This window comes from Sphingopyxis sp. P1IMeth2 (assembly GCF_900185685.1).
In the GTDB taxonomy this organism is placed as follows: Bacteria; Pseudomonadota; Alphaproteobacteria; order Sphingomonadales; family Sphingomonadaceae; genus Sphingopyxis; species Sphingopyxis terrae_A.
Window position 1 is genome coordinate 84,232 of record NZ_FYAT01000001.1, and the last position, 25,286, is coordinate 109,517.

24 protein-coding genes and 1 pseudogene are annotated in these 25,286 nt (G+C 64.0%); 7 read left to right on the plus strand and 18 right to left on the minus strand.

All coding sequences use genetic code 11. The features are described 5' to 3' along the window. Nucleotides 1-17: 17 nt before the first annotated feature. Entirely contained in the window at nucleotides 18-992 is a 975-nt protein-coding gene (locus tag P1IM2_RS00360) for an NAD(P)H-dependent flavin oxidoreductase (protein ID WP_186401071.1), read from the plus strand. Nucleotides 993-1,405: 413 nt separating this feature from the next. On the opposite strand, the gene P1IM2_RS00365 is transcribed toward P1IM2_RS00360, so the two are convergent. Next, complete coding sequence (locus P1IM2_RS00365) at nucleotides 1,406-2,140, minus strand: SDR family oxidoreductase (protein ID WP_186401626.1); 735 nt, start codon at nucleotides 2,138-2,140, stop codon at nucleotides 1,406-1,408. A gap of 40 nt (nucleotides 2,141-2,180) precedes the next feature. On the opposite strand from P1IM2_RS00365, the gene P1IM2_RS00370 reads away from it, so the two are divergent. Continuing rightward, nucleotides 2,181-3,137, plus strand: coding sequence for an AraC family transcriptional regulator (locus P1IM2_RS00370; protein WP_217373219.1), 957 nt, complete (start codon nucleotides 2,181-2,183; stop codon nucleotides 3,135-3,137). Nucleotides 3,138-3,322: 185 nt separating this feature from the next. Here the strand turns inward: P1IM2_RS00370 and P1IM2_RS00375 are convergent, their stop codons facing one another. From P1IM2_RS00375 to P1IM2_RS00390, 4 genes are all read right to left on the minus strand, one after another. Continuing rightward, the gene (locus P1IM2_RS00375; protein WP_186401072.1) at nucleotides 3,323-3,796 is read right to left on the minus strand and encodes an alpha/beta hydrolase; all 474 of its coding nucleotides are present in this window, start codon (nucleotides 3,794-3,796) and stop codon (nucleotides 3,323-3,325) included. Next, the gene (locus P1IM2_RS19025) at nucleotides 3,690-3,992 is read right to left on the minus strand and encodes an alpha/beta hydrolase (RefSeq protein WP_186401073.1); all 303 of its coding nucleotides are present in this window, start codon (nucleotides 3,990-3,992) and stop codon (nucleotides 3,690-3,692) included. The genes P1IM2_RS00375 and P1IM2_RS19025 overlap by 107 nt, the downstream gene beginning before the upstream one ends. A gap of 72 nt (nucleotides 3,993-4,064) precedes the next feature. Next, complete coding sequence (locus tag P1IM2_RS00385; RefSeq protein ID WP_186401074.1) at nucleotides 4,065-5,063, minus strand: helix-turn-helix domain-containing protein; 999 nt, start codon at nucleotides 5,061-5,063, stop codon at nucleotides 4,065-4,067. Continuing rightward, entirely contained in the window at nucleotides 5,060-6,250 is a 1,191-nt protein-coding gene (locus P1IM2_RS00390; RefSeq protein ID WP_313906799.1) for a HipA domain-containing protein, read from the minus strand. The genes P1IM2_RS00385 and P1IM2_RS00390 overlap by 4 nt, the downstream gene beginning before the upstream one ends. A gap of 307 nt (nucleotides 6,251-6,557) precedes the next feature. Here P1IM2_RS00390 and P1IM2_RS00395 point away from each other — a divergent pair. Further along, nucleotides 6,558-6,653, plus strand: a pseudogene (locus P1IM2_RS00395) (SDR family oxidoreductase); the annotation flags it as partial. Between the two features lie 355 nt (nucleotides 6,654-7,008). Here P1IM2_RS00395 and P1IM2_RS00400 read toward each other — a convergent pair. Next, on the minus strand, nucleotides 7,009-7,920 hold the full coding sequence (locus tag P1IM2_RS00400; RefSeq protein ID WP_186401628.1) for a LysR family transcriptional regulator: 912 nt from the start codon (nucleotides 7,918-7,920) through the stop codon (nucleotides 7,009-7,011). Between the two features lie 96 nt (nucleotides 7,921-8,016). Between P1IM2_RS00400 and P1IM2_RS00405 the strand changes: the two genes are divergently transcribed. The 3 genes from P1IM2_RS00405 to P1IM2_RS00415 all read left to right on the plus strand — a co-directional run bounded on the left by P1IM2_RS00405 (nucleotide 8,017) and on the right by P1IM2_RS00415 (nucleotide 9,844). After that, nucleotides 8,017-8,346: a nuclear transport factor 2 family protein gene (locus tag P1IM2_RS00405; protein WP_186401076.1), complete on the plus strand. Its 330-nt coding sequence runs from the start codon at nucleotides 8,017-8,019 to the stop codon at nucleotides 8,344-8,346. Next, nucleotides 8,343-9,131 carry an SDR family oxidoreductase gene (locus P1IM2_RS00410; RefSeq protein WP_186401077.1) on the plus strand — a complete coding sequence of 263 codons (789 nt, stop codon included), beginning with the start codon at nucleotides 8,343-8,345 and terminating at the stop codon, nucleotides 9,129-9,131. Before P1IM2_RS00405 ends, P1IM2_RS00410 begins: the two co-directional genes overlap by 4 nt. 131 nt (nucleotides 9,132-9,262) lie before the next feature. Continuing rightward, entirely contained in the window at nucleotides 9,263-9,844 is a 582-nt protein-coding gene (locus tag P1IM2_RS00415) for a DNA-3-methyladenine glycosylase I (RefSeq protein ID WP_186401078.1), read from the plus strand. Between the two features lie 316 nt (nucleotides 9,845-10,160). Here P1IM2_RS00415 and P1IM2_RS00420 read toward each other — a convergent pair whose 3' ends face one another. From P1IM2_RS00420 to P1IM2_RS00475, 12 genes are all read right to left on the minus strand, one after another. Continuing rightward, on the minus strand, nucleotides 10,161-10,481 hold the full coding sequence (locus tag P1IM2_RS00420) for a hypothetical protein (protein WP_186401079.1): 321 nt from the start codon (nucleotides 10,479-10,481) through the stop codon (nucleotides 10,161-10,163). Between the two features lie 100 nt (nucleotides 10,482-10,581). Further along, on the minus strand, nucleotides 10,582-11,376 hold the full coding sequence (locus P1IM2_RS00425; protein ID WP_254535809.1) for a sulfite exporter TauE/SafE family protein: 795 nt from the start codon (nucleotides 11,374-11,376) through the stop codon (nucleotides 10,582-10,584). Next, a complete protein-coding gene (locus P1IM2_RS00430; RefSeq protein ID WP_186401081.1) occupies nucleotides 11,373-12,950 on the minus strand; it encodes a bifunctional protein tyrosine phosphatase family protein/NAD(P)/FAD-dependent oxidoreductase in 1,578 nt (525 codons plus the stop codon). Before P1IM2_RS00430 ends, P1IM2_RS00425 begins: the two co-directional genes overlap by 4 nt. Before the next feature lie 40 nt (nucleotides 12,951-12,990). After that, nucleotides 12,991-13,920, minus strand: a complete 930-nt coding sequence (locus P1IM2_RS00435) for an MBL fold metallo-hydrolase (protein WP_186401082.1) — start codon at nucleotides 13,918-13,920, stop codon at nucleotides 12,991-12,993. Next, a complete protein-coding gene (locus tag P1IM2_RS00440; RefSeq protein ID WP_186401083.1) occupies nucleotides 13,920-14,807 on the minus strand; it encodes a creatininase family protein in 888 nt (295 codons plus the stop codon). Before P1IM2_RS00440 ends, P1IM2_RS00435 begins: the two co-directional genes overlap by 1 nt. Further along, nucleotides 14,794-17,577 carry a M14 metallopeptidase family protein gene (locus P1IM2_RS00445; protein ID WP_186401084.1) on the minus strand — a complete coding sequence of 928 codons (2,784 nt, stop codon included), beginning with the start codon at nucleotides 17,575-17,577 and terminating at the stop codon, nucleotides 14,794-14,796. Before P1IM2_RS00445 ends, P1IM2_RS00440 begins: the two co-directional genes overlap by 14 nt. A 31-nt stretch (nucleotides 17,578-17,608) precedes the next feature. Next, entirely contained in the window at nucleotides 17,609-18,916 is a 1,308-nt protein-coding gene (locus P1IM2_RS00450) for an MFS transporter (RefSeq protein WP_186401085.1), read from the minus strand. Between the two features lie 40 nt (nucleotides 18,917-18,956). Beyond that, on the minus strand, nucleotides 18,957-20,366 hold the full coding sequence (locus tag P1IM2_RS00455; RefSeq protein WP_260833877.1) for an amidohydrolase family protein: 1,410 nt from the start codon (nucleotides 20,364-20,366) through the stop codon (nucleotides 18,957-18,959). 158 nt (nucleotides 20,367-20,524) lie between these two features. Continuing rightward, nucleotides 20,525-21,448 (minus strand): polysaccharide deacetylase family protein, encoded by a 924-nt coding sequence (locus P1IM2_RS00460; RefSeq protein ID WP_217373217.1) that lies wholly within the window; start codon nucleotides 21,446-21,448, stop codon nucleotides 20,525-20,527. Nucleotides 21,449-21,461: 13 nt separating this feature from the next. Then, nucleotides 21,462-22,250: an SDR family NAD(P)-dependent oxidoreductase gene (locus P1IM2_RS00465; RefSeq protein ID WP_186401088.1), complete on the minus strand. Its 789-nt coding sequence runs from the start codon at nucleotides 22,248-22,250 to the stop codon at nucleotides 21,462-21,464. Continuing rightward, nucleotides 22,204-23,235: a ketopantoate reductase family protein gene (locus P1IM2_RS00470; protein ID WP_186401089.1), complete on the minus strand. Its 1,032-nt coding sequence runs from the start codon at nucleotides 23,233-23,235 to the stop codon at nucleotides 22,204-22,206. The genes P1IM2_RS00465 and P1IM2_RS00470 overlap by 47 nt, the downstream gene beginning before the upstream one ends. Then, nucleotides 23,232-23,999, minus strand: a complete 768-nt coding sequence (locus P1IM2_RS00475) for an IclR family transcriptional regulator (protein ID WP_186401090.1) — start codon at nucleotides 23,997-23,999, stop codon at nucleotides 23,232-23,234. The genes P1IM2_RS00470 and P1IM2_RS00475 overlap by 4 nt, the downstream gene beginning before the upstream one ends. 101 nt (nucleotides 24,000-24,100) lie before the next feature. On the opposite strand from P1IM2_RS00475, the gene P1IM2_RS00480 reads away from it, so the two are divergent. Further along, nucleotides 24,101-25,219 carry a M20 family metallopeptidase gene (locus tag P1IM2_RS00480; RefSeq protein ID WP_186401091.1) on the plus strand — a complete coding sequence of 373 codons (1,119 nt, stop codon included), beginning with the start codon at nucleotides 24,101-24,103 and terminating at the stop codon, nucleotides 25,217-25,219. The last annotated feature ends 67 nt before the right edge of the window (nucleotides 25,220-25,286 follow it).

The following is a 25,286-nucleotide window of genomic DNA, read 5'->3' on the forward strand; positions in this document are numbered from 1 at the left end:
ATTGGAGGACGGCCGACATGGGTATCAAGACGCGCATTACCGAGAAATTCGGCATCGACACCCCGATCATCATGGGCGGCATGACCGGCGTGGGCTATGGCCCGCTGGTCGCCGCGGTCGCCAATTCCGGCGCTCTGGGCTTCATCACTGCGCATATGTATCCGTCCGGCCAAGCGTTGTTCGACGAGATAGAGGCGACGCGCAGGCTGACCGACAAGCCCTTTGGGGTGAACCTCACCCTGCTGCCGTCGATCAACCCCATCCCCTATGACGATTACCGCGAGGCGATCATTGCCAGCGGGATTAAGATCGTCGAGACCGCGGGCCGCGCGCCGACCGACCATCTTCCGCGCTTCAAGGACGCCGATGTCACGGTGATCCACAAATGCACATCAGTGCGCCATTCGGTTTCGGCCGTGAAGAAGGGTGTCGACATGATCAGCATCGACGGCTTCGAATGTGCGGGCCACCCCGGCGAGGACGATGTGGGGTTGGTTGTGCTGCTCCCTGCGACGGTCGATGCGTTGCCCGACACCCCGATCATCGCTTCGGGCGGGATGGCCGACGGCCGCAGCCTGATCGCCGCGCTCGCGCTTGGTGCCGATGCGGTGAATATGGGCACGCGCTTCTGCGCAACGGTCGAAGCCCAGATCCATAACAATGTGAAGCAGCGCATCGTTGACGCGAGCGAACTCGACACAGTGCTCGTCGGCCGCACCCTGCGCAACACCGCGCGCGTCGCAAAAAATGCCGTTTCGCTCGAGGTCGCCGAGATCCAGCGCGATCCGACCAAGACCTTCGACGATGTCCGCCACCTGATGGCGGGCGTACGGGGACGCGAGAATGTGCTGCGCGACGGCGACGTCGACGGCGGCATTTGGACGAGCGGTCAGAGCCAGGCGCTGATCCACGACATTCCGACCTGCGCCGAGCTGGTGCAGAATATCATGGCGCAGGCTGAAGCCGTGCGGGATCGACTTCGGTCGTCTTAGGCGCATGCAATTAGGTGGCTGCGAAGCAACTGCTCGTGGCCGGACACCGCGCCGGAAGGCATCGACCGCTGCGGGATTGCCCAGCACGACGCGCAACGCGCCGAACGGCGCGTCCTCCAGCGCCCGGGCGATGAGCCCCAGCCATTATATCCCTCGGGTATTGCGATGCCATAGACGGGCTACAAGCCGCGCGATGCCGCCGGGGGGGCGTCCACTCCATTCTGGCCATCGGAAGCGTTGTCCCGCCAGCGGCCGAAAACGCCAACTCTGGCCGTCTTCTGCCTGTCCGGCAAAAAGGCGGAGGAATGTGGAAAGCCGTCATTCAGGAGAGCCAATCACTGGGGCTGCTTCCGACCAACTCACGCAGTTTCCGGAACTGGTCGCGAATGACAACTCCGGAAAGAATCGGCAGCTCATCCCTGCGCAGTCGGTCGGATGACGATGCTTCCCACATCGACTTCCGGCGGTTGCTCGATTGCATAGATTATACCGCGAGCGATAGCGTCCGGGGGGATCGCTATGTGCCCGAGACGTTCCTCGATCATCCTCTTCGTAGGTTGATCGGTGATGCCGTCGCCGAAGTTCGTCGCGATCATTCCTGGTGACACCTCCGTCACGCGAAGGTTGGGACCAGCTTCTTGCCTGAGCACTTCGGTAGCTGTACGCACCGCGTTCTTGGTGGCGGCATAGACACCCATCGTAGGGACGATCTGGATGCCCGCCGTCGAGACGACGTTGATCACATGGCCGCTGTTCTGTTTCGCGAACACTGGAAGGGCGGCGGCGATGCCGTAAAGGGTGCCGCGCAGATTTACATCGATCATGGCATCCCAGCCGTCCACGTCCAACGCGTCGAAGCGGGAGATCGGACCGATCCCCGCGCAATTGACAATGACATCGAGCCTTCCAAAGTGCTCGACTGCCAGCCTAACAAGAGCTTCGAGATCAACCCGGCGTCGGACATCGGTAGCCTCGGACACGGCATTCCCGCCCGCTTCGATGATCGTGTTCACGACTTCGACAAGAGCGTCTTCACGTCGCGCGCCCAACACGACAGACGCCCCCTGTCCGGCCAGCAGCTTCGCGGTAGCTCGGCCGATGCCACTGCTCGCACCTGTGATGGCCACAACTTTACCTTCGATACCCATCATCAATCTCCTCAAAATGACGATAGGCAGGCAACGTGCGATGATCTATGCGACTTTATCTATGGTTTTGTCGCAATCGTCCAAGACTCAATCGGATCCACTGTCCGATGTTTTCGGCGTGCTTGGCGCACAGGTGACAAGGCGCACCCGAATGGAGGCGGCAGGACGGTGGGCCTTTGCATTTCCAGCGGTCGAGCGGCTGAAGTTCGTGGCAGTTCTGCGCGGCAGCCAGTGGATATTACTTCCGGGATGTCCGCCCCAGCCCCTGAACGAGGGAGATGTGTGCCTGCTCGGGCGTACTGCCTATGCCGTGGCAAGTCATCCCAACGAGAAACCCAGAGATGGGGGTGCGCTTTACGCGATCGGATCGGACGTCGCCCACGTCGGCGGGGATGATGTGATCGGGATAGGCGGAAGCGTCACATTCGGCGCCGGCAACGCAGACTTCCTGCTCGATATGTTTCCCACATGTATGATCGTTCCTCGATCCTCACCGGGGGCCGAAGCGGTTACGACGATCCTTGATCTTATTAACAGCGAGTTCGAGCGAGACAGGATGGGCAGTCAGATCGTGACCGCCCGGCTTGCCGACGTGCTGGTGGTCGAGGCTATCCGCGCCTATGCAAGCCAGATCGGAGGCGACAAGATGGGCTGGTTCCGGGCGCTGACCGACGCAAGGATTGGCCGGGCGCTTCGAGCCATGCATGGCGATGTTGCCCGCCACTGGACGGTTGCGAGCCTTGCCAAGGTGGCTGGCATGTCGCGCGCAGGCTTTTCGGCCGAATTCTCTCGTATTGTGGGGCAACCGCCGCTGACCTATCTGCGGCTGTGGCGTCTCACCTTGGCTCGCGCGGCGCTGTTGAACGGCGATGTGACGGTCGCCAGCATTGCAAACAGGATCGGCTACACGTCTCAAAGCGCCTTCGGAAATGCGTTCCGCCGCAGCTTCGGGGTTTCACCCAAGGCTCGTTCGCGCTTGAAAGAACAGCATAGCTAAGAATAAAGCTAGCAAGAATGGACGGAATATTTTCCGCCAATACTTCAGTCGCCCGGCTATGCAATTGCTTTGCTTGGCACCTCCGCCCCAGGCCGCCGGCAGTCGGGCAGCTTAGGAAATAGCAACCTCGAAAGACGACGTCTCGCGGCGCCTGAACCGTGGCGCGGTCAGCGACGGAAGAGCGGTCACGACGACGATCGAGCAAATCCCTCTGCCACGAAATCCCGACCGAGGCGCAGGCCCACCGGATCGACGTTGTGTGCGACGCCGTATGATAGATGTGTGGTGACGTTGACACCGAGATGCTTCAGCTGGCTCTCTGACATATGGAGCGCTGCGACTGGGACCACGGGATCCGCTGTTCCATGGATCAACAGCACCGGCGGCTTCGGGAGGCCGCCATGCTCAAGCCCGGCGGACCCGGCCAGCATGCCCGAATAGCCCACAACCGCAGCAACGGCGCGCGGCCGACGCAGTCCGATCTGAAGCGCCATCATTGTACCCTGGCTGAAGCCGACCAACGCCAGATCGGCCTCGGTCAGGCCATATTGGTCAAGCTTGCGATCGATGAAGGCGTCGACCGCGGGGGCCGCCGACGCAGCGCCCGCGGCGAGGGCCGATGGCGCAAAGCCCGACAAGCCCCAATTGATAGCCCGCACCCATCATGCCGCAGCGCTGCGGCGCGTGCGGCGCCAGAAACAGTGTGTCGGGAAGCGCCTCCTGCCACGCTGGCGCGAGCGCGATCATGTCAGACCCGCTCGATCCGAAGCCATGCAGCAGCAGGACTATGTTCTCAGGCGGTTGTCCAGAGCGCGGCTTGAGGCTGGCTCCGTTAACGATTTTGGGAAAGTTCATGCCCCCAATATGGGCATCGATCGCAATTTGTCAGCCGCGGTGGCGCTTCCCCGGACCGCGTTCCAACCGAAATCAGCGCTTCACGCCAGATTTCAGCGCCGCTGCGCGGAACTCGTCGAGTTCGGATCCGACGAACTGAGGCGTTGCGTCGAACCCGTCGAACAGGTCGTAGAGCGGCACCAGCGTGCGGTGGATGACGTCCGCGAAATCCCTCTGCAACTCGTCGATGCTGGTGGTCGTTGCAAGCTTGGCCGCGCTCGTGCGGCTGCGCTGCGTGTCGACGAGCGGCCATTGGCGGAGCGGCGCCGCCCACGAGACGAGCTGGCGCCCTTCGAGCCCGGTGTAGCTGCTTTCGTAGCGCACGGGAGTGGCAGGATCGAGGTCGAGCGCGACGGCGAGATTGAGGATGTGGACGAAGACTTCGGCGGTCCGCCAGACGGGCAGTGTGAGATCGAAGATCGTTCCCGGCTCGAGATTGCTCGACCCGTCCTCTTGATAGCCGCGCCGCAAATAGCCCTTGAGGTCGCCGGTCACCTGCCAGAAGTCGCTGTGCGCCGCGTCGATGAACATGCGGTCGGCGGCCGGATTTCCGAGCCAGCATTCGATGACGCCATCGCGGATGATCGGACGAATGCTCTCCTTGGCAGGCACCCAGAAGGGGGACCATCCCGAGGTCGCCGGCAAGCGCGCCAATATGTTCCGAAGCTCGCCAAGTGTCTCGCCACGCTCGCCGTGCCCGATTTCATAGGCGTAGGTCACCGCCCCCAGCGGCTGACGCGACGGATGCGACGGATCGAGCGGCGCCACCAGCTCTTCCCAGCGCTGACGTGCAGCGCGGATGAAGGCGGCGAAGCTTCCCGGTGCGCTGGGCAGGATCACCAGTCCCAGCGCGTCGAGGATGTTGAAGACTTTCTCGAGGCGAAGCTTGATATCGCCCTGCTCGAACGCGTTGACGGTCGGCAGGCTCACGCCGGCCAGCGCAGCGAGCGACTTTTGCGTATGCCCTTCCGCCTTGCGGCGGCGTACCGCCTCGTCTACGAGGGCGGGCCAATCGAGCGGACCGCTGCTCATGCGAATATCCTCCGGCTGTTTTCTTCGACGCCCTGCTTGAAGCGCGCACGGAAATCGCTTTCGGCGACAGGCGTCCCGAAGCGCAGGGTCTTGGGATCGCCAAGGCGCTTCGCGAGGTCGGCGAGCGCGAGATCCACCGCCGCCTTGGGCAGGCCAATTTCTTGCCCGAACGTCTCGAGGACGGCGCGCGAGAGCGTGTCGAACTCGCGTTTCTTCCCGCCGATCGCGAGCGCGGTCTCGCGGCTGAACGGATAGAGAAGGCTGTTCAATAGATCGTAGGCGGGGCTAAGGCGCAGGCCCTCGGGCTTTTCGAGCAGCGAGAAGTTCTTGAGATGCGCATCGGCGTTGCCGAGCGCGAAGTTGAAGACGACGAGCCGGAAATAGCGATCGAGATCGAGCCGCGGGCGCGCCGAGTAGGCTGTGATCGCGCTTGCCGCTTCCTCATAGCTCGAATCATATTTGCCGCCGAACTCGGCGCCCCGGGGCTTACCCAGGATTTGTGCAAAATCCTCGAGCCGAAGTCGTTCCTCGCCGTCGCGATCGAAGCGCTCGACGAGGAGTGCGAGCCCCTCGATCCCCGCGATGACCGCGGGCCTCGCGCGCGTGATCTCGGCCTCGCCCAATATCTCGCGCGCGAGCGTCAGGCTCAGATTCTCGTTCTGGACGAGCGTCGGTTCGTCAATTTGGTTGAACTTCGCAATGTGCGTCGCCGGATCGCCGGCTTCTACCGAGGGGCGGTAACCCGACCCGTCGTGCCAGGCGAGCAGCTTGCGCTGAGCACCCGACACCGTACGCGAGGCGGTGACCGCGGCCTCCTCGGTGACGCTTCCCTCGACATTATGGACAGGAGCGATCCCGTCGGCAGGAAGTACCCCGACCGCGCCGATACAGTCGGCGCCATATTGTAGCAGGATACCGAAATCATCCTGGTCGGACGCGCCGCCCGCGCGCGCCTGCAATCCGCGAAGCCAGCCTTCGGGGCCGAGGTGCTGGAAAAAAGGTATCAGTCCGCCGCGATAGACATGATCGCGCCGTGTTGCCGGCAAGGCGCAGGCAATGTCGGCACTCCAGCCGCCCGCATAGGTGAACTGGCTGTCGCCGCCTATTTCGCTCAACAAGCCTGCCCGCTTGCCTTTGAATGTGATTATGGCGTGCCGATCGGGGATGGCGCGACTCCGACTTAAAATTACGTTGCAGGCCGCCTACTACACCGCATAATTTAAAACAACCTTGATTTCTGATACCAATTTCACATCATTGCACCTTTAAATTTACTCACTGATAGGAATGACAGAGAAACTGGAAATGGCTATACCGCCACGCAACAGAATCAATTTAAAGCGAAATTTACGCCGCAACCACCTCCAAAGATACGCTACCTTTAAAGCATAGCGTATGTGCGGTTGAACAGAAGTAGGGGCCCGCCCGCCCATAAGGCGCGGGCACTTGCGACCAAGCGCCGCGCGCGCGACTTCACCCACTCGCTCTCCCCGGGAGCAGATCGCCGGCGCGGTGTCGTTTCTGGCCGGCCCAGATGCGACCTACATCACCGGAACAACGCTGAACATCGATGGCGGTGCGTCGGCCTAGTCGCGGGAGCGGCCCCTCCGCCCGGCGGAGGGGTCGTCGCCTAGCTTTACCGCACGCGGCCGCGAACCATTGCCGGTCCGCTTCCATCCGGTCCGGTACCAGGCCGGCTCCGGCAACTGTCGCTTACATGCTCAGGTGGCCGGCCATAGCTGCCCGCCCGCTTTCAGAGGCAGAAATTCGGAAACGGTCAGACCTGGCTGGAATGGTCCCGCCCGACTTCGGACAGACTGCTTCTCGGTCGGAATGAAGAGGAGCAGACATTCCAATCCGGCCAAGGAGCAAGCGGGCGCATGACTGTTTTGAGGTCAACTGGGAAATCACCGCGTGAGACAGCTTGCCGAGCGCGCGACCATTCTTAAAGCTGTGCGAGCCGTCCGGCTGCAAAGTCGCGCGCGAGCGCGATAAAGGCCTGGAAGGCGGCAGAGGAATTGCGCCGATTGGAATAATAGAGGCACAGCGGCGCAAGTGGCGGCGTCCAGTCTTCGAGAATGCGGATGAGCCGGCCCGCGGCGATGTCTTCCCGCACATCGGCTTCCATGAAATAACCGATTCCCACGCCGTTTATTACTGCGATCCGGGCAAGCGATGCTTCGTCCAAGGTGATCGGCCCCTCGACATCGAGCTGTAATTCTTCGCCGCCCTTCTCGAACCTCCATCGGAACAACGCGCTATTGGGAAGCCGGATGCGAACGCAGGGATAAGCAAGCAGCTCCTGCGGCACATTGGGGATCGCCCTGCCTTCGAAAAATGCGGGGGACGCGGCAACCGCCATGCGTCGCATCTGGCCCAGTGGAATGGCGATCGCATCGCTGGGCACCAGATCTTTGCTGCGCACGCCCAGATCGAAACCCGCTGCTACGACGTCGACAAGCCGCCCCTCGGTGACGAGGTCGATATGAACGTGCGGATAGCGTTGCAGATAGGTCAATATCAGCGGCGCCATGATTTCGCGCGCTGCGGTCGCGAAGGCATTGATGCGCAGTGTGCCGGACGGCATTTCCTGCTGGGAGCGCGCCGTATCCATCGCTTTTTGTATGCCCTCGAACGCTGGCTTGATCTGTGCAACGAAGATCCGTCCTGCATAGGTAAGCGAGACGCTGCGCGTTGTGCGATTGAACAACCGCACCGCAAGCTCCCGTTCGAGTTTGGCTACCGCATTGCTGATGGCGGTGGTCGACATGCCAAGCTCGAGCGCCGCTGCCCGAAACGAGCCACATCGAGCGATCGCGAGAACAGCTTCGAGCTCGATGAGCGAATGGCGAGTCATTATCCCGATTTCCATAACACGATATAGCGATTTGTCTCGATTATCAGGCGGTAAGTCCATCGCTAAATTACACTCGTAACAATCGAGGAGATGATCATGTCATTCGAACTACCCAAGCCGATCGCCGACTTTATCGAGGCAAATGCGCGCCTCGATCTTGACGGCATGATGAAGCACTTCCTGCCTGACGCCGTTTTCACGGACAACGGCAAGGATTTCGTCGGGGAAGCCGAAATTCGCAGGCTGCTCAAGGACGAAGCGATCGCGGTCAAGGCGATCTTTGAGCCCGACACTTATCGGGAGGAAGGCGGCGATATCGTGCTCGAAGGTCCCGCTCATGGCGAATTCCCCGGCAGCCCGCTTCGTTTCACCTATCGCTTTAAGATGGAAGGTGACGCCATCAAAACTTTGGAGACGACGGTATGAGCATCAAGGCAGATCCGGCCGAGTTCGCCGGCAAGCGCGTCCTTGTCAGCGGCGGCACCAAGGGGCTTGGCCGTGCCACGGTCGAGCGCTTCCTTGCCGGCGGAGCCCGTGTCGTCACGGCCGCCCGCACGATCAAGGATCCCATCGACGGCGTCGAATATGTCCAAGCCGACCTGACGACCGCGGAGGGCGGCGAAGCGTTGGCCAGGACGGCACTCAAGCGGCTGGGCGGCATCGACATCCTCGCCCATGTCGTCGGCGGCTCGGCTTCGCCGGCGGGCGGGTTCGCCGCGCTGACGGACGATCACTGGCTCGCCGAGTTGAACCTCAACCTGCTGGCGACGGTCCGGCTCGACCGGCTGCTGATCCCGCAGATGCTTGAGCGGGGCAAGGGCACCGTGGTGCATGTCACCTCGATTCAGTCGGTCCTTCCGCTGCCCGAGTCCACAACCGGCTATGCCGCCGCCAAGGCGGCGCTGAGGACCTACAGCAAATCAATCTCGAAGGAGCTCGGCCCCAAGGGCGTGCGTGTCAATGTCGTCTCGCCGGGCTGGATCATGACGGAGGCCGTCGGGGATTTTCTCGAAATGCTGAGGTCAGCCAATGGCGGCACGATCGAGGACGCGCGTCAGTCCGTGCTCGATGCCCTGGACGGGATTTCGATCGGACGGGGTGCCGAGCCTGAGGAAGTGGCGGACCTTATCGCCTATCTCGCGTCCGACCGCGCTGCCGCGATCCACGGCGCGGAGTTTGTCATCGATGGCGGCACGATCAGTACGGTATAAGGATGGCCTACCGGCGTTCGCAGGGTCGCGGATGCCGGGAGTTGGCGGACTCTCGCAGATCGAAAAGGTGTCGCCCATGACCGCCACGGACTGGCGGCGACGGCCGACGACGTTTGAAAGAAAGGCCCCCCATGCCTGATTCTTCCTCCTGCGAGCGCTGCAGTTGGGCACAAAGCGATCCGCTGATGCGGGACTATCATGATGCCGAATGGGGCGTCCCTCAGCGTGATCCGCGGATGCTCTGGGAAATGCTGATGCTGGAGGGATTCCAGGCAGGCCTCGCCTGGATCATCATCCTGCGCAAGCGTGAGGCATTTCGGGCCGCCTTTGAGAATTTCGATCCGGTCAAGGTCGCTGCATTCGGCGCGCCGGACATCATTCGGTTGATGGCGGACCCGGGTATCGTGCGGGCCCGGGCCAAAATAGAAGCCACGATAAGAGGCGCGCAAATCTACTGCGAAATGCAAGCTCGCGGCGAGAATTTCTCGGAATTCTGTTGGTCCTTTACGAATGGCGTTCCGATCCTTGGTGACGGTCGGAGCTGGGCCCCGAGCACAGCGTTGTCCGAAATGATATCCAAGGAGCTGAAGCGGCGCGGCTTCAAGTTTGTCGGGCCGACCATCACCTACGCGTGGATGCAGGCGGTTGGCATCGTCGACGATCACTCTGTTGGGTGCTTTCGCCGTCAGATTGAGCCCCTGGCAAGACGTTAGGGTGGCTGTGCTTCATCAGGCGCCACCAGTATGCCGACGGGGCCAATTAGCTGGTTCGGGGAGGACAACCTCGAAAGCCGAAACGCAGCTAGGCTAGTGAATAAGCCCAGCTGGGGAACAGGCAAACCTCCGAATGGCCGAAATCAGTCGTTAAGGTTGCTCGCGTTGCTCAACTGAATCTGCGCCTATCCGCCACAACCCTTCGCTAATCCGGGACAGGCTGCTCCTCGCTGGCGTCCACATCAAAGGCGTATCCGCTTTCCCGAGACTTATTACACCGTTGGTCTTCGCCCTCTCGTAGTCGCAGATAACGGCGCTAACCTCGTCCTCCGGGCAGCGAACGTTGCGAATATAATAATTTTGATGCGGCCGATAATAGGGCTTCGATGCCGCCGAGATAGCCCGTCTCCGCGGCGCGGCGTCGGGGACGATCCGGGCGCAGCTTGCGAGCATCTATGCAAAGGCCGGTGTCCATTCGCAGGTCGGCCTGATGTCCACGATGGTGGAGGATCTGGTCAAAGCCCCCAATTAGCGCCGACCATCCTCCCGCATGATTCTCGCCGTTTTCGATCTGAACTAAAAACCTATCTTCTACGACGAGCATTGCCAAGGGTACGCCCATACCGAACTTTGCCACTGCCACTGCAATTCCGAGCAAAATTGGAAGACAGCGCGAACATCCGGCGGCGGGATGGCCACGGTCGACTGCATATACATCGGCATACACGCCGGAGTAATCAGGCGGCCGCGTCCAGAAGCGCACTCGCCGACCTAAAGAGCATGAAGGTCGCGACGGCGAAGATCAGGATCGCAAATACCGTCGTCAGCCCGCCGCGCGAAGAAAGGCCGCGCGCCGCACGAGTCCCCAGGGTACCGCCAAATATTCCGCCAGCGACGAAGGCGGCGGCGAGCGCCCAGTCGACCAGTCCCGACGCCGCGTAGCTGAGCGCGGTCGTCAACCCGAAGGCGGTGACGGCAACCAGACTTGTCCCCACCGCATTAAGGATCGGCATCCTGGTCGATGCGATCAGTCCGGGAACGATGAGGAACCCTCCCCCAATTCCGAAAAATCCCGAGAAACCGCCCGTCCCAAAGCCATAGCCGAGCACCTGCGGGGCATTGTGGCGATTGCACGCCTCGCCCTCCACGCCGCGACTGTTCCGCCCGCGCAGCATCAATATGCCTACGACGATCATCAGCAGCGCGAAGAGAAGCAGCAATTTCTGTCCGTCGACTGTCTTGCCCAGCGTCGCTCCGGCGAGGGCGCCGATGACACCGCTGCTCGCGTAGAGGAAGCCGCAGCGCCATTTGACGGTGCCCGCGCGCGCATGCTGCGCAAGCCCCGATGCCGCATTGGCGGCGACGGCGAGCGCGCTCGTCCCGATCGCGACGTGCGGATTGGGCACGCCGACCAGATATATCATCAGCGGCACCGCGAGGATCGAACCTCCCCCGCCGACCAGGCCAAGCGTGAAGCCGACAAGCCCCCCGGAACATGCACCGCTAATATATTGGGCGGTCTCGAGGCTCACCGCTGTGGATCGATCGCTGCGGGCGCGGCCAGCCATTCGCGTCCCTGAAGCATGGCGTGCCAGTAAAGGGGCGGCAAAAGCCTCTCCTTCAGCAGCCAGGAAAGGCGCGAGGGTCGGGTGCCGTCGATCAGCCATTTGGGAAAGGTCGGCATGAGCTTGCCGCCATAGCCGAATTCGGCGAGCACGATCCGCCCGGCCTCGACGGTCAGCGGACAGCTGCCATAGCCGGTATAGGCGGCGACCGGGGCGGCACCATCCAGCGCCGCGAGCGCATTGAGCGCCACCACCGGTGCCTGCTTGCGGGCCGCTGCAGCCGTTTTCGCATTGGTCGTCGCAGCGACATCGCCCAGCGCGAATATATTGGCATAGTCTTCATGGCGAAGCGTCATTTCGTCAACCGCGACAAAACCCGAAGGCGCGGCGAGCGGACTTGAAGCGATGAAATCGGGTGCCACCTGCGGGGGAACGACATGGATCATGTCGAAGCGTTCCTCGACGCGGCGGACGATATCCCCGCGCCGTTGCTCGAAAAGCGCGGTCTTCGTGGTGCCGTCAATCGAGACCAGCCGCGATTCAAGATGCAGATCGATCCCGTAGCGCGCGATATAGGACTCGAGCGCTGGCACATAATCGGCGACGCCGAACAGCGTCGGGGTCGCGGTATGAAATTGCACCTCGGCCCCGCCCAGAACCCCCTCACCTTCCCAGCGGTGGCACGCGAGATACATAGCCTTTTGCGGCGCGCCGGCGCATTTGATTGGCATCCCGGGCTGCGTGAAAAGGGCCCGGCCGCCCCTGAAGCGGCGCACCAGCCGGTCCGTGTAGGGCGCCAGATCGTAGCGGTAATTGGAGGTTACGCCGTTGGCGCCCAACGCCGCGGCCAGCCCCGGGATCGCGTCCCAGTCGAGCTTCAGCCCGGGGCTGACCACGAGCACCCCATATGCGAGCACCCGGCCGTCGGCGAGCGTGACCTGGTTCGCGCCGGGTTCGAAAGAGGCGGCCGCTCCCCGGATCCAGACCGCCTGGGCGGGCACCAACTCTTCGACGCTGCGACGCGTGGCCTCGGCGTTGAAAATTCCGCCGCCGACCATCGTGAAGCCGGGCTGATAATAATGTGTTTCGCTGGGCTCGACGATCGCCAGCGAAACGTCGGGACGGCGGCGCAGGATGCTCGCGGCCGCCGCGATCCCGGCGCTGCCGCCGCCGATGACGACAATCTCGTATCGGGTGATCGCCCCTTCGCCGAGCGTAGCCGCCAGCTGCGCGACCTCGGCGGAACGGGCGCCCGAGCGGCAATAGGCCAGTACCGGCGCGGGGAGCGCGGCGAGCGCGCGCGCCATCGCGGCGGCGTCTCCTGCTCCGACCTGACCGGATACGACCGGCTCATGCGCAAAATCGAGGCCGTGCGCCTTCGCAGCGGCGGCGATCTCTGCCGCCGCCGGCTGCCCCGTCTCCTCGCCATCGGGGCGATTGCAGATGATCGAACGCAGACCGGAGGCTACAATTTCTGCCATGTCTGCGGGATGGACTTGGGGCGACACGCTAAGCGCAGGGGTCAGGGCCTTGATATTCATTGGATCTCCGTTCGCAAGATTTGCGGGCGGTCGCGGCCGCTCAAAGCCGGTCCACCGGTATCTTGAGATAGGCGACGCCATTGGGTTCGGGTGGGGGCAAGCGACCAGCGCGCATGTTGACCTGCACGGCGGGCAGCAGCAGCGTGGGCATCGAAAGCCCGGAATCGCGCGCTCGGCGACGGGCGACGAAATCTTCCTCCAGAATGCCGTCACGCGCATGGACATTGCCCGCGCGCTGCTCGGCGACCGTCGATTGCCAGCGATGATCCGAGCGATTGGCCGTCAGATAATCGTGACACATGAAAAGCGGGGTTTCGCCAGGGAGATCGAGGATACGGCGGAGCGAACGGAAGAGCTGCGCCGCATCGCCGCCCGGAAAATCGGCGCGCGCCGAACCATAGTCGGGCATGAACATCGTATCGCCGACAAACACGACGTCGCCCACGACATAAGCAACGCACGCGGGCGTGTGCCCGGGAACATGCAGAACGGTCACCGGCAACTCGCCGATGGCGAAGCGATCGCCATCGGCAAAGAGTCGCCCGAAGTCGGATCCATCGCGGCGGAATTCGTGACCGCAATTGAAGATGTCGCCGAAAACCGCCTGAACGTCGCGAATATGCTCTCCGATGGCGATGGTACCGCCCAGAATCTTGGCGAGCCACGGCGCGGCCGAGAGATGGTCGGCATGGGCATGGGTTTCAAGGAGCCAGTCCACCGAAATGCCGGTGTCGCGAACATACGCAACAATTGCCTTCGCCGAGGCGGTCGACGTTCGGCCAGAAGCCGGATCGAAGTCGAGGATGCTGTCGATCACCGCCCCGCGCATCGTCGCGCGGTCGTGAACGACATAGGATATGGTCGAGCTCGCCTGGTCGAAAAATGCCCGCACGGCCGCCGCGCCCCGCGGCATCGCCGCAAGCTGCGCGCGCGCCGCCGCCAGCGCGCCATCGTCCGGCGCATCGCTCATCAGGACTGCGGCCCGAGGTGCGGTCGGCTGGGATCGCAGCGCCGGAAATGTGCGATAAAGTCGGCGATTGCCGCGACGATCCATTCGGAGAAGCGCGCGCCGGCCTCGGCCGACGCACGCGCCGGATCGCCCGAACCCACGCCGTTTGGCGCGACCTCGGTCACGTCGAGTGGAAGCGCGACCTCGAAGTCCCCGAAGGCAACCCCGGCGAACTGGCTGGTGGTCGGCAGACCAAATGCCTTTGCACGCATTGCGGGGCCCGCCGCCTCCATGCGCATCAGCTCGGGCGTAAGATGGAGGCCTACCGATGTAACCGGTTCGGCGCCGTGGCCGCGGGCGCTCGCACTGCCGCTACCATGGACATCCTCCCAAAGGCTGTCGGGAATCATGCGCCACAGGTTGAGCGAGGCGATCATGATTCCTCGCTCGCGCCTGAGCTTTTGCGCGACCTGCGCGATCAGCGGTGCATTGGTCGAATGACCGTTGCAGATGATGATGTGACTGAGGCCATGATCGAGGAAGGCGACGACCATGTCCTCGAGCAGCATCGTAAAGGTCGCGGCGCGGAGCTGAACGCCGCCCGCCGCGCCGCGAAAAAAGTCGGCATGGCCAAAGGGCAGAACCGGAGCGCAAATCGCGCCTGCGCGCTCGGCGGCCGAAAGGGCAAGCTTCTCGGCCAGCACATAGTCGCCCATCGGAGCATGCGGACCCTGCTGTTCCTGGCTGCCGAGCGGGAGCAGGATCGGCGGATTATCGGCAAGTCGCGCCCGGAATTCGGGCCAGCTCAGATCCTGCAGCGCATATGGCCGCTTGCCCCGCGCCTCTGCGGGGGCGGTCCTGCCAGCGCCGTCCGGTCGGGTTTCGGTTGGCGTCTCACTGTCCGCCATCGCGCCCACTCAGATAGATGGCATTGAACAGGAGCTTGAATGCCCCGAGGGTTTGCGCGCGGAGTGCGACCTCGGGACCGATCAGCACAACGCGCCCCTTGCCGCGGTCGACCTCGACGATCGCCGCTGCGCCGTCGAGCCGCTCGAGCCCATGCGCCCAGCCGCTCTTCAATCGGGGCGCGGCGCCAAAGCGAACGGGAGCCTCGACGGCCGTGGCACCTGGCTTGATCTTCCAAACCGGGCTGTCGTCGAAGAAGAGATCGACGGTCTCGGGCATGCCGTACGCAAAAGGCGACGTGCGATCGACCGAGGCCTCGACGAGGGCTCCCGGCACGTAGAACTTGGTACGCGGCGGCCGCGCCGTCTTGCCGTCGACGGTTTCCGCGACGGCATCTTCGACCGGAAGGTCCATCGCCTGTACCACCGCCTGCGCCGAACCGCCCATAGCGATCAGCGAGCCGCCTGCCTCGACAAAGGCCTTGAGTGCAGGAACGGTCTTCGTGCTCGTCACCGACCCGAGCCAGCTGCGGTATTCGGCGGGTATGTCCTCGGGCTTGGGCTGCTTGCTGTCACTCCGCCCGCGAAACATGCCGTCATCGCTCGCGCGAGCGCTCCGAGGCTGGAAAGCGGCGTGCGGGAGAATGATCACGTCGAAATCCTTGCGCAGCTTCCCGGCGTCGAGTTGCTGCGGATGGACGATGGTGAAGGAAAATTCATGCTGGTCGAAAATCCAGCGCATCCAGCCGGTTGGCATCAGCCCGCCATATACGTCGACAAGCGCGATGCGCGGCGACTTCATTGCCATCCGCGGTCCAGCGGGCGCCGCCGCGGCGCGCTCGACATCGAGCCCGAGTTCAGCCGCCGCGGCTTCGACGATGCGCGTCGCCGCCGGACTGGCGGGAACCCAGAGCGCGCCGGGTTCGGCAGCCTTCCCGGCGACCGCAACGGGATCGGGAAGCCAGGAGACGGGAAGTCCGGCCTTCAGCAGGCGGTTCGAGAGAATGAAGCTGTTGTTGGCGCCGTGCCCGACAAGATATCCGGCCTTGCCCTCGCCCGCGATCCGCCCCGCGCTTGTGGGCAGCAGCGAGGACAAGCGCTTGGAGGGCACCTCGATAGGATCGAGAACGCGCTCGAAGCCGACACCCATCTGGAAGGCCAGCGTATAGCCGGTCGCATCGGCGGGCGGAATCGGCGGCCCGCCGGGATATTCGAAATTCTCGGGATAGTCCTGCGGCTCGAACATATCGAGGATGTGTGGGCGATAGGCCTGCGCGGTTCTGACAAAATAGGTGCCTGCGGGCCAGGATTTTCCATTGGCGGTAAAGGGGGCGCTCGCGCGGTCGACATCGACCCCGAGCTTGATGAGCGCGTTGAGGAAGCGGATCGCGGTCGGATAGTCGCGCTGACCCGGGTCGATGACATAGGCGCGCGCATCGCGGTTCGCGGGATTTTTCATCACTGCATCGAAAAATCGTGCATCGATCGAACTGCTGCCGCGCGTTCGCGTCGCGACGGGCTTGGCGCCGGTCGCGGCGGCGGCCGCGTGCATCTCGGCGATGCGCGTCGGCGTCATCGTCCAGCTGTCTTCGCTACCGCGCGCGATGCTGTTCGCACCCATGCGGTAAATGTTGAAAAGCAATTTCTCGCGGTTCGCCGCTGCGTAGCTCAGCACCGCGCGATTGATCGACATGCTATATTCGAGCGATTGACCAATATGCCATTTTTGCGGCGCGATCGGCGCGGGCTGATTGTTGCCGGGCAATTGACGTTCGGGGACGAGTTCGATGTCGATCGGAACCGGCTTGCCGATCGTCTCGGTCAAAAGGCCGATGGCGTTGTGAAAATAGGAAATCGAGCGCAGATTGCCGTTGTACCAGGTGTCGTAATGGGCGCCGTCGCGCGATGTTCCGCCGCGCTTGCCTTCGACGAGAAGCCGCGATTGCATCGCCGCACCCACCTCCTCGAGGCTGGTCATGACGAGCGGATCGAAGTTGAAGTTGAACGGATTGCGGAACGGCGGAATGAAGACGACGGTTCCCGCCGGGCCTGTCTGATGCTGGTTGAGAACGACCTGCGGGCGCCAGTCGCGAAACAGGACGCGGGTGATATTCTGCGTCTCGGGCATTTCGGCCATGTAGAAGTCGCGATTATTATCATGGCCGACATAGGCGTGATAAAGCTTGGGAAGACTCTCGAAATCCGCCTCGCGCTTCGCGGGATCCTTGAACCGCATATACCAGTTGGCCACCAGTTCCTGACCATCGGGATTGTCGGCGGCAAAGAGGATGATGACATTATCGCGGATGCGCTTCGCCTCGGCGTCGTCGCTGTTCACCAAATCATAGACCTGCTGGATGATGGCCGAATGCGTCAGCGTTTCGCTCGCATGGATACCGCCGTCGACCCAGATGACCGCCTTGCCCTCGGCGGCCAGCGCGCGCGCCTGTTCGTCGGTCAGGCCCTCGGCGCGGCCCAGACGCTCTGAAATCTCCTTATATTTGTCCAGCATGGCGAGATTTTCGGGCGAGGAAACGATCGCCATGAGCTGGCGGCGCTTTTCGACGGTTTGACCGATGTCGACGAGCTTGATGCGATCACTGAGCGCAGCAAGCCGCTTCCAGTAAGTGACCGTCTCGGAGTAACTCGCAACATAGCGATCCTCGCCCATATCGTGACCGAGCACCTCCAGGGGCGTCGGAACCGGGTCCGCGAGCGCGGCGCTCGTCGTCATCAGCCACGCGAGGGTGGCAGCGGCGGCCAGTCGTTTCATAGGTCAGACCCCTTTTGGTTGGTCGGTGAGGCTAGCGATCGAGCGCGGTGGCCGGATCGGGCGCTTTGAGGCGAAGCAGAAAGACGAGTGTCAGTGCAGCCGCCGCCATGACGTAGAATGCGGGGGCCGCGAGCGCGCCCGTCTGCTGGATCAGGAGCGTCGCGATAAAGGGCGCGAAACCGCCAAACAGCATCACCGCGCCATTATAGCCGACCGACAGCGTCGAATATCGTACACGCGTCGGCAGCAGCTCGCAGAGGAAGGTGGGAGCGCAGCCGCTATAGAGGCCGCTCAGAATGCCGGCCGTGATCGCCGTCAGATAAATGGTCCAAGGCGCCTGCTCGCTCGCCATCATGTGGAAGAGCGGGAAAACCAGCAGCAGGAAGCCTGCGGCGCTGGCAACCAGAAAAGGCTTGCGGCCGAAGCGATCCGAGAAATGGCCGGCGAGTGGGATCACCGTGAGATTGACGAGCGTTCCCACGGTTATGGCAAGCAGCACCGTGCCGCGCTCGATGTGAAGAAGCTCTGTCGCATAGCTGATCAGGAAGGCGCCAAACGTGTAGCCCGCCACGCACCAGATGACCGCAACGCCGAAGACTTTGGCGACAGCGCCGCGGTGGTGCCGCACCACTTCGCGGATTGGACTTGCCGACCGGTCACCGCTCGCGGCGCGATAGCGCGGCGTCTCGCGAACGCTCCGGCGTAAATAGAAACCCACCGGTGCGACGAGAAAGCCGAGCAAGAAGGGGATGCGCCACCCCCAGTCGATCATCTGTTGCGCGGTGAGGAGCGCGTTGAGGAGCAGCGAGGTGCCGAGGGCCGAGAGGATCGCGACGCTCGTGCTCAGTTGCTGGAGCGCTCCGTAGAAACCGCGCCGCTGCGGCGGTGCATATTCGACAAGGAAGGTTGTCGCTCCGCCCCACTCGCCCCCCGCCGCAAAGCCCTGCAGCAGCCGGCACAGCACGAGGAGGATCGGCGCGGCGATCCCGATCGTCGCATAGGAGGGAATGAGACCGGTCGCGCCGGTCGCGCCGGCCATCAGCAGCATGGTGAAGACGAGTGCGGTCTTGCGGCCATGGAGATCGCCGAAATGACCGAGCACGACGCCGCCGACCGGGCGCATGACGAAGCCGACGCCATAGGTCGCGAAGCTCGACAGGATGATCGTCACCGGGTCCGCCGCGGGGAACATCGCATGGCCGATCTGCGCCGCGAAATAGCCGTAAATGATGAAATCGAATAGCTCGAACCAGTTGCCGATCATCGCCGAACCGAGCGCACGCGCGGTTTCGCGGCGCGTGGGCTCGGCATGGGCGGCTGGGGCTTCGATGGCGACCATCCTTCTCGCCCTCAAGCCGCCGCAAGCGACGCGCGGCGCATCACTTCACATCCGCCGGGGGCGAGGGCTTGACGAGCGGCGTCGAGACATGACGGGGGGTGACGAGTTCACCGTCTCGGATCAGCCACTGACCGTCCTTGATGACCTCTTCGACCTTTGCGAGATCGTCGAGATTTTCGTCGGGACGGCCGTCGACCACGATGATGTCGGCGAGTTTGCCCGCCTCGATACTGCCAAGCTCGTCGCCCATGTCGAGCAGGCGCGCATTGACGATCGTCGCCGCCTTCAGCGCATCGATGCGCGAATATCCGCCGCGCACGAACCATTTGAGTTCGGCGATGTAACTGTTGGGGACCATCAGACTCGCATCGCCGATCGTGTCGGTTCCGATGCCCATGACGATACCCGCTGCCTTCATCTTCTTGAATTCGTCGAAATTGCCCTGGCTCGTCATCGTGAAGCGGCGCGAAGTCGAACCGTAGAAGCCGCCCGCCCGGTCGAGCAGATTCTGATAGACCTGAAGCGTGGGTACGGCGGCAATCTTCTTCTTGGCCATCGTCGCGATCGCGGCATCCGAGCGCGGCAGCGGATGTTCTATCATGTCTATGCCCGCGTCGACCGCCATCTCGGTGTAGATCGTCTCGCAATCACAGGTGACCTTGAGACCAAGCAGATGCGCTTCTTCGATTGCGGCGCGCACTTCGTCGGGCGCGAAATGGCTCGCAATCTTGATGACGCTCGCGCCGCCCTTGAACGCCTTGCGGACCATGCCGCGCCAGGCATCGGGCCCATCGACTTCCTTGGCATATTCGGGGCCGTGACTCGGGATCGACGGCCTTTCGGTTGCGTGCCCTCCCGTTCCCGTGATGATCCATCCTGCGGCGAATACGCGCGGTGCCGGGATCATCCCGGCGGCGCTCCACTGGCTGAGCAGGAAGGGCGTATTGCTGACCCCGTTGAGGTCGCGCACCGAAGTGAAACCCGATTCGAGGAAATAGCGCAGGTTGCGCTGACCGCGCAGCGTCCCCGCCCCTTCGCTACCCTGCTCGTCGAACGGCGAGCTGCGGTCGGGATAGGTGACGTGCGTATGCATATCGATGAGCCCCGGCATCACCGTCTTGCCGGCAGCATCAATGATATGGGCATCGGGCGCCCAGCCGGTTGCATCGGGCGGCAGGACAGCTTTGATGCGATTGCCCTGCACGACGACCGTCGCGAGGCGCGTGTCGCCGCTGACCGCGTCGAAGAGGCGGCCGCCACGAATGACGAGTTCGGGACCGTCTTCGGCGACCGGCCGCATCGGAATGCGGACGGGATCCTCGCTCGTCCGCGCACCGGGCGCGAGGAACGGTCGGCGATCGTTGAGCTTCGGCGGCGAACCGCTGGCGGGCGATTGCGCAAAGGACGGGCTCGAAAGGCCAATCAGAGCCGCTGCGGCCGTGGCGCTCAAGCAGATCCTCGCAAGGGACATGGGGAAGGATGGTTTCGCGTTCATGGCGGACAGCGGCTCCTTTGAAGTGAGGACGGGCGCTCGTTTCGGCCTCAAAGACCCGCCCTCCCTGGTTAAGACGCAGCCTTGCTGGGTCACCCCACCAGGCAATTTCGGCTTCATGCTTTTTCTTCGCCTTCTTCGGCGTGCCTGGCGCTGGCGCGGGCATGGGCGACGACATCGCGGTGAGTCGCGAACCACGCACCGCGCGCAGCGGCATGCGCGAGGATTTCGTCGAGGATCCAGATGCGCGAGCGTGCCGCGATGATGTGCGGGTGCAGCGTGAGCTGGAAAAGACCGCCGGCCTCGCAGGCGGCATCGAGTTCGCGGCGAAAGATGTCGAAGACGTCGCGGGGCGCGAGATGCGGCCGCGCCGATCCGAACCGGTCCATCAGAAAATAGGGCGCATCGTCGCGGATCCATTCGACCGGCAATTCGGCAACGCCGCTCGGCTCGCCGTCGAGCAGGAGCTCATAGCAATCTTCGTCAGCCATGAGCGAGCTGTCATAGGCGAGCCCCATGTCGCGAATGGTCGCGAGTGTGCCCGGTCCGAAATCCCAGGACGGCGTCCGGATACCGGCCGCGCGCACGCCGCAGACCGCCTCGATGGCGTCGGCCGACCGCAGCATGAGTTCGCGTTCGGCCGCCGCGGGGAGCGCCGAGTTGCGCTCGTGGATCCAGCCGTGGAGACCGATCTCATGCCCCTCGGCGACGACGCGGCGCTGCTCCTCGGGATGCAGAAGTGCGGCCACCGCGGGCACGAAAAAGCTGGCAGTTACCGAGCGGCGCGCGAGCAGATCGAGGATCCGCGGAACGCCGACGCGCGCCCCATATTCACCCCAGCTCAGCCGCGAGATCGAGTGGCCACCATCGCGCAGCTCGTTGGTCTCGTGATCGCTGTCGAACGAGATGGCGACAGCAAAGCCCTTGCCGTCCGGCCATGCCGCGGGCGCAAGCCGTCGCCCCGCCCGGACGCGGCCGACACGGCGGCGCCATTCGGCTTCCTCCCACTGCCAGGGTTCGCGCGTCGCGCTACCGGTCATACTGCGATTTCCTTCATCTGATGCCGCCATCGACGCTCAAGATCTGACCGGTGACGAACCCCGCCCACTCCGACGCCAGGAACAGCGTCGCGCGCGCAATGTCTTCGGCGCTGCCGAGGCGGCGCATCGCCACCCCGGCCAGAATCGCGTCCTGATGCTCGGGGCCATAAGCGTCCCACTGCCGCTGCGTGGCATCGCCGGTGAGCACAAGCCCCGGGGCGATGGCATTGACGCGAATCCCCTGCGGTCCGAGCTCGTGCGCGAGCTGACGGGTCAAACCGAGCAGGCCGTGCTTGGCGGCACAATAAGCCTGGATGCCGGTGAGCGAGGCGCGAAGCGCGGCGCCCGAACAGATATTCACGATCGCACCAGAGCCCGCAGCCGCCATGTGCCGCGTCGCGGCGCGCGAGAGTGCCATCGCCGCATGCAGATTGATGTCGATGAGGATATCCCAGTCGGCGTCGCCCAGACTTGCGAAAGGTTGGTGCTGCTGACCGGCGACGCCGCCTGCATTGTTGACGAGAATATCGAGGCCGCTGGCCTTCGCCGCAATCGCGTCGATCCAGTCGCGCGCCGCATCGCGGTCGCGAAGATCGACCCGCACGCAGGCGATGCCGATGGCCGCGGCGGCCGCCAGGCCCGATGCCTCGACATCGCAACCGAAGACATGCGCGCCCTGCTCCTTGAAAGCACGGGCGATTGCGAGGCCGAAGGCCGAGCCGACGCCGCTAACGGCAATCGATCGTCCGGCGAGATCAGGCAGCAGCGAAGGCAAGGGCCAGCTCCAATAGATGCGCGTCATCCTGCACGGCCGCGCCGGCCTCGATTCTGTGGATCAGCGCGATCAGCCCGGTCAGCGCGGGAACGGCGATGCCATGCGCGACGGCGATATCGACGACCATGCCGAGTTGCGCATCGACCTCGGTCTTGCGGCGATGCACGGCAAGGTCGCGCCACACGCCCGAATGCGGCTTGGCGCCGCCACGATAGAAATCGGCAATCGCGCGTATGCTTGCTGCGCTTTCAAGCGCGCGTGCATGCGGACCGAAGGCGTTCGGAGCGAAGCCGTTGAAACCCGCCGGTTCTACCCCTTCGGCGCGCGCCGCAGCAACCACTTCTCCCACGAGTGCGCGAAAGAGCGGCAGCAACTCGGGTCGATCGAGCGTCGGCGCTATGCCCGACGTCGCGGCGGCCTCGGCGAACAGGAGCGCGGCATAGGCAAGCTTGCCCCAGATGAACGCCCAGATGTCGGGTGTCGCCACCGCTTCGGATTCGAAGTCGCCGAGCAGTCGCCAAAATTCGCCAAGCCGCGCGGTCGTTCCGCCATCCCATTCCCCCAGCGCAACCGCACCGCGATTGCCGAGGAGGATCCGGCCATCGCCGATGCGGTCCGCCCCGAAGTTGACGAAGCCGACAACAACATGTTCGCGCCCCAGTATCGATGCCGCAAGGCGTGCCGCGAGGCCGTTTTGCAGAGTGAGGATGCTACCGCCATCGGCGAGATGCGGCGCGATCATCGCAGCGGCGGCGGCGGTGTGGTGCGCCTTGACGCAGAGCATGACCTTGTCCCACCGCCCATCGAGCTCGTCGGGGTGCCAGGCCCGCACCGGACCGGTACGCGACCGCACCGGGCCTTCGACGACGAGACCGCGGGCCGGGTCGCGAAGCGCGGCGACGTGCGCCTTGTCCATATCGACGAAGTCGACGCTATGTCCGGCATCGACGAGCGCGGCACCGACGGCCCCGCCGACCGCACCCGCCCCCCAGATGAGAACGGGCTCGCTCATGCCGCGCCGCGATTGTCGAGGCGTGCCGCGATCGTCCGCGCCGCGGCGCGGAGCGCAGTCGCGATTTCAGCCTCCTTGCCGGCGTAACGCGGCGAGATGCAGCCCGCATTGACCGCGCCGACGACACGGCCGTCGGCGAGCCGGATCGGCACCGCCGCGCCGGTACCGCCGAGTGCATATTCCTCGGCGACCACCGAAATCCCGTCGCGCGCCGCGTCTTCGATGCGCGCTTCGATGGCGGCGCGGTCGGTCAGGCTGTGCGGCGTAACCGGCTGCGGTTCGATCCGATCGAGAATATGGCGCCGGGCTTCGGACGGCATCTGGGCCAGCAACACCCGGCCGATCGCCGTACAATAGGCAGGCAGATCCTGCCCCAGATCAATATCGTAACGGATATTCTCGTGCGTCACGGCCTTGGCGAGCAATCGCACCATGCCCTTGTCGGTGAGGGTGCCGAGTATCGCCGTCTCGCCGAGCGCATCAGCGAGCTCGCGAAGCACCGGACCGGAAACCGCAGCCAACCGGGCCGCCTGCCCGCCCCAGCCGAAGCCGTCCTGGCGAAAGCTCTCGTTGAGACGATAGCGATCGTCGCCGCCGCGTACCGCATAACCGCGACCAGCCAGTGTGCGCAGCAGCATGAGCGTGCTGCTCTTGGGCGCGTCGAGACGCTCGCTCGCCTCGGCAAGCGTCAGCCCCTCGCCCGCTCCGGCGAGCAGCTCGAGCAGGTCCAGGACACGCGCCGCCGAGCGAACATTATCGTTCATATATGTGAACTACATTTGTCATGTTGAATGAAATGGCATCGAGGCCTATGGCGCGTCAAGCCCTTCGGCCGGGCACCGGTGCAGACAGAAGAAGGCCCAACATGACATCAGACGAACAGGCGGTCGCCACGCTCAGCACATGGCTGGCGCTCGAAAGCCCCACCCACGACGCCGCGGCGGTGAACGCGATGCAGGACATGATCCTCGGCGAGATCGCGGAAGAGCCGATCCGCGTTGACCGCATCGCCGGGCGCGACGGCCTTGGCGACTGCGCCATTTTGCACGCGGGGGCGGACAATGGCCGGCCTGCAATTCTCGTCGTGACCCACGTCGACACCGTCCACCCGGTCGGTACGCTTGCAGGCGCCCTCCCCGTGCGCCGCGACGGCGACCGGCTGTACGGCCCCGGCGCCTACGATATGAAGGGCGGAATCTATCTGGCGTTGATGGCTTTCCGCGACGCCGCGCGGCTCGGAACCGCACTCGGTCGGCCGATCCGCTTGCTGCTCTCGCCTGACGAGGAGATCGGCAGCCCCACGACGCGCACGCTCGTCGAGGATCTCGGTCGCGGCTCCAGCCATGTCCTGGTGATGGAACCCGCTCGGCCGGGGGGTGCGGCGGTCACAGCGCGCAAGGGGGTCGGCTGGTTCGATATCGAGGTCGAGGGACGCCCCGCGCATGCGGGATCGCGCCACCAGGACGGGCGCAGCGCCATCCGCGAGGCCGCGCGTCAAATTCTCAAGCTTGAGGACATGACCGACTATGACCGCGGGACCACCGCGACGGTCAGCAAGGTCGCCGGCGGCACCGCGATCAACGTCGTGCCGCACCAGTGCCGCTTCGCGGTCGATGTGCGCATCACCAATGCCGCCGAGGGCGAACGGATCGAGCGTAAAATCCTTGGCCTCGCCCCCATCGGCGCCGATGTCGCCCTCAAGGTCGGCGGCGGGATCAACCGTCCCGCTTACGAACGCAGCGACGGGGTAGCGCAATTGTTCGCGGCGGCGCGCGCCGAGGCCGCGTTGCTCGGCTTCGAGCTTAGCGAAGTTCCGATGGTAGGGGGCGGCTCGGACGGCAATTTCACCGCCGCGCTCGGCATCCCCACGCTCGACGGTCTCGGGGTCGATGGCGATGGCGCGCACACGCTGGACGAATATTGTCTTATATCATCGATCGAGCCCCGGCGCCGGCTCGTGGAGCGGCTGCTGCAGACACTCTGAGACGAAAAGACCCGCACCGGTCTGCGGCGAACCGCCTGCCGGTGCGGGATATCCGCGACGCACAGCT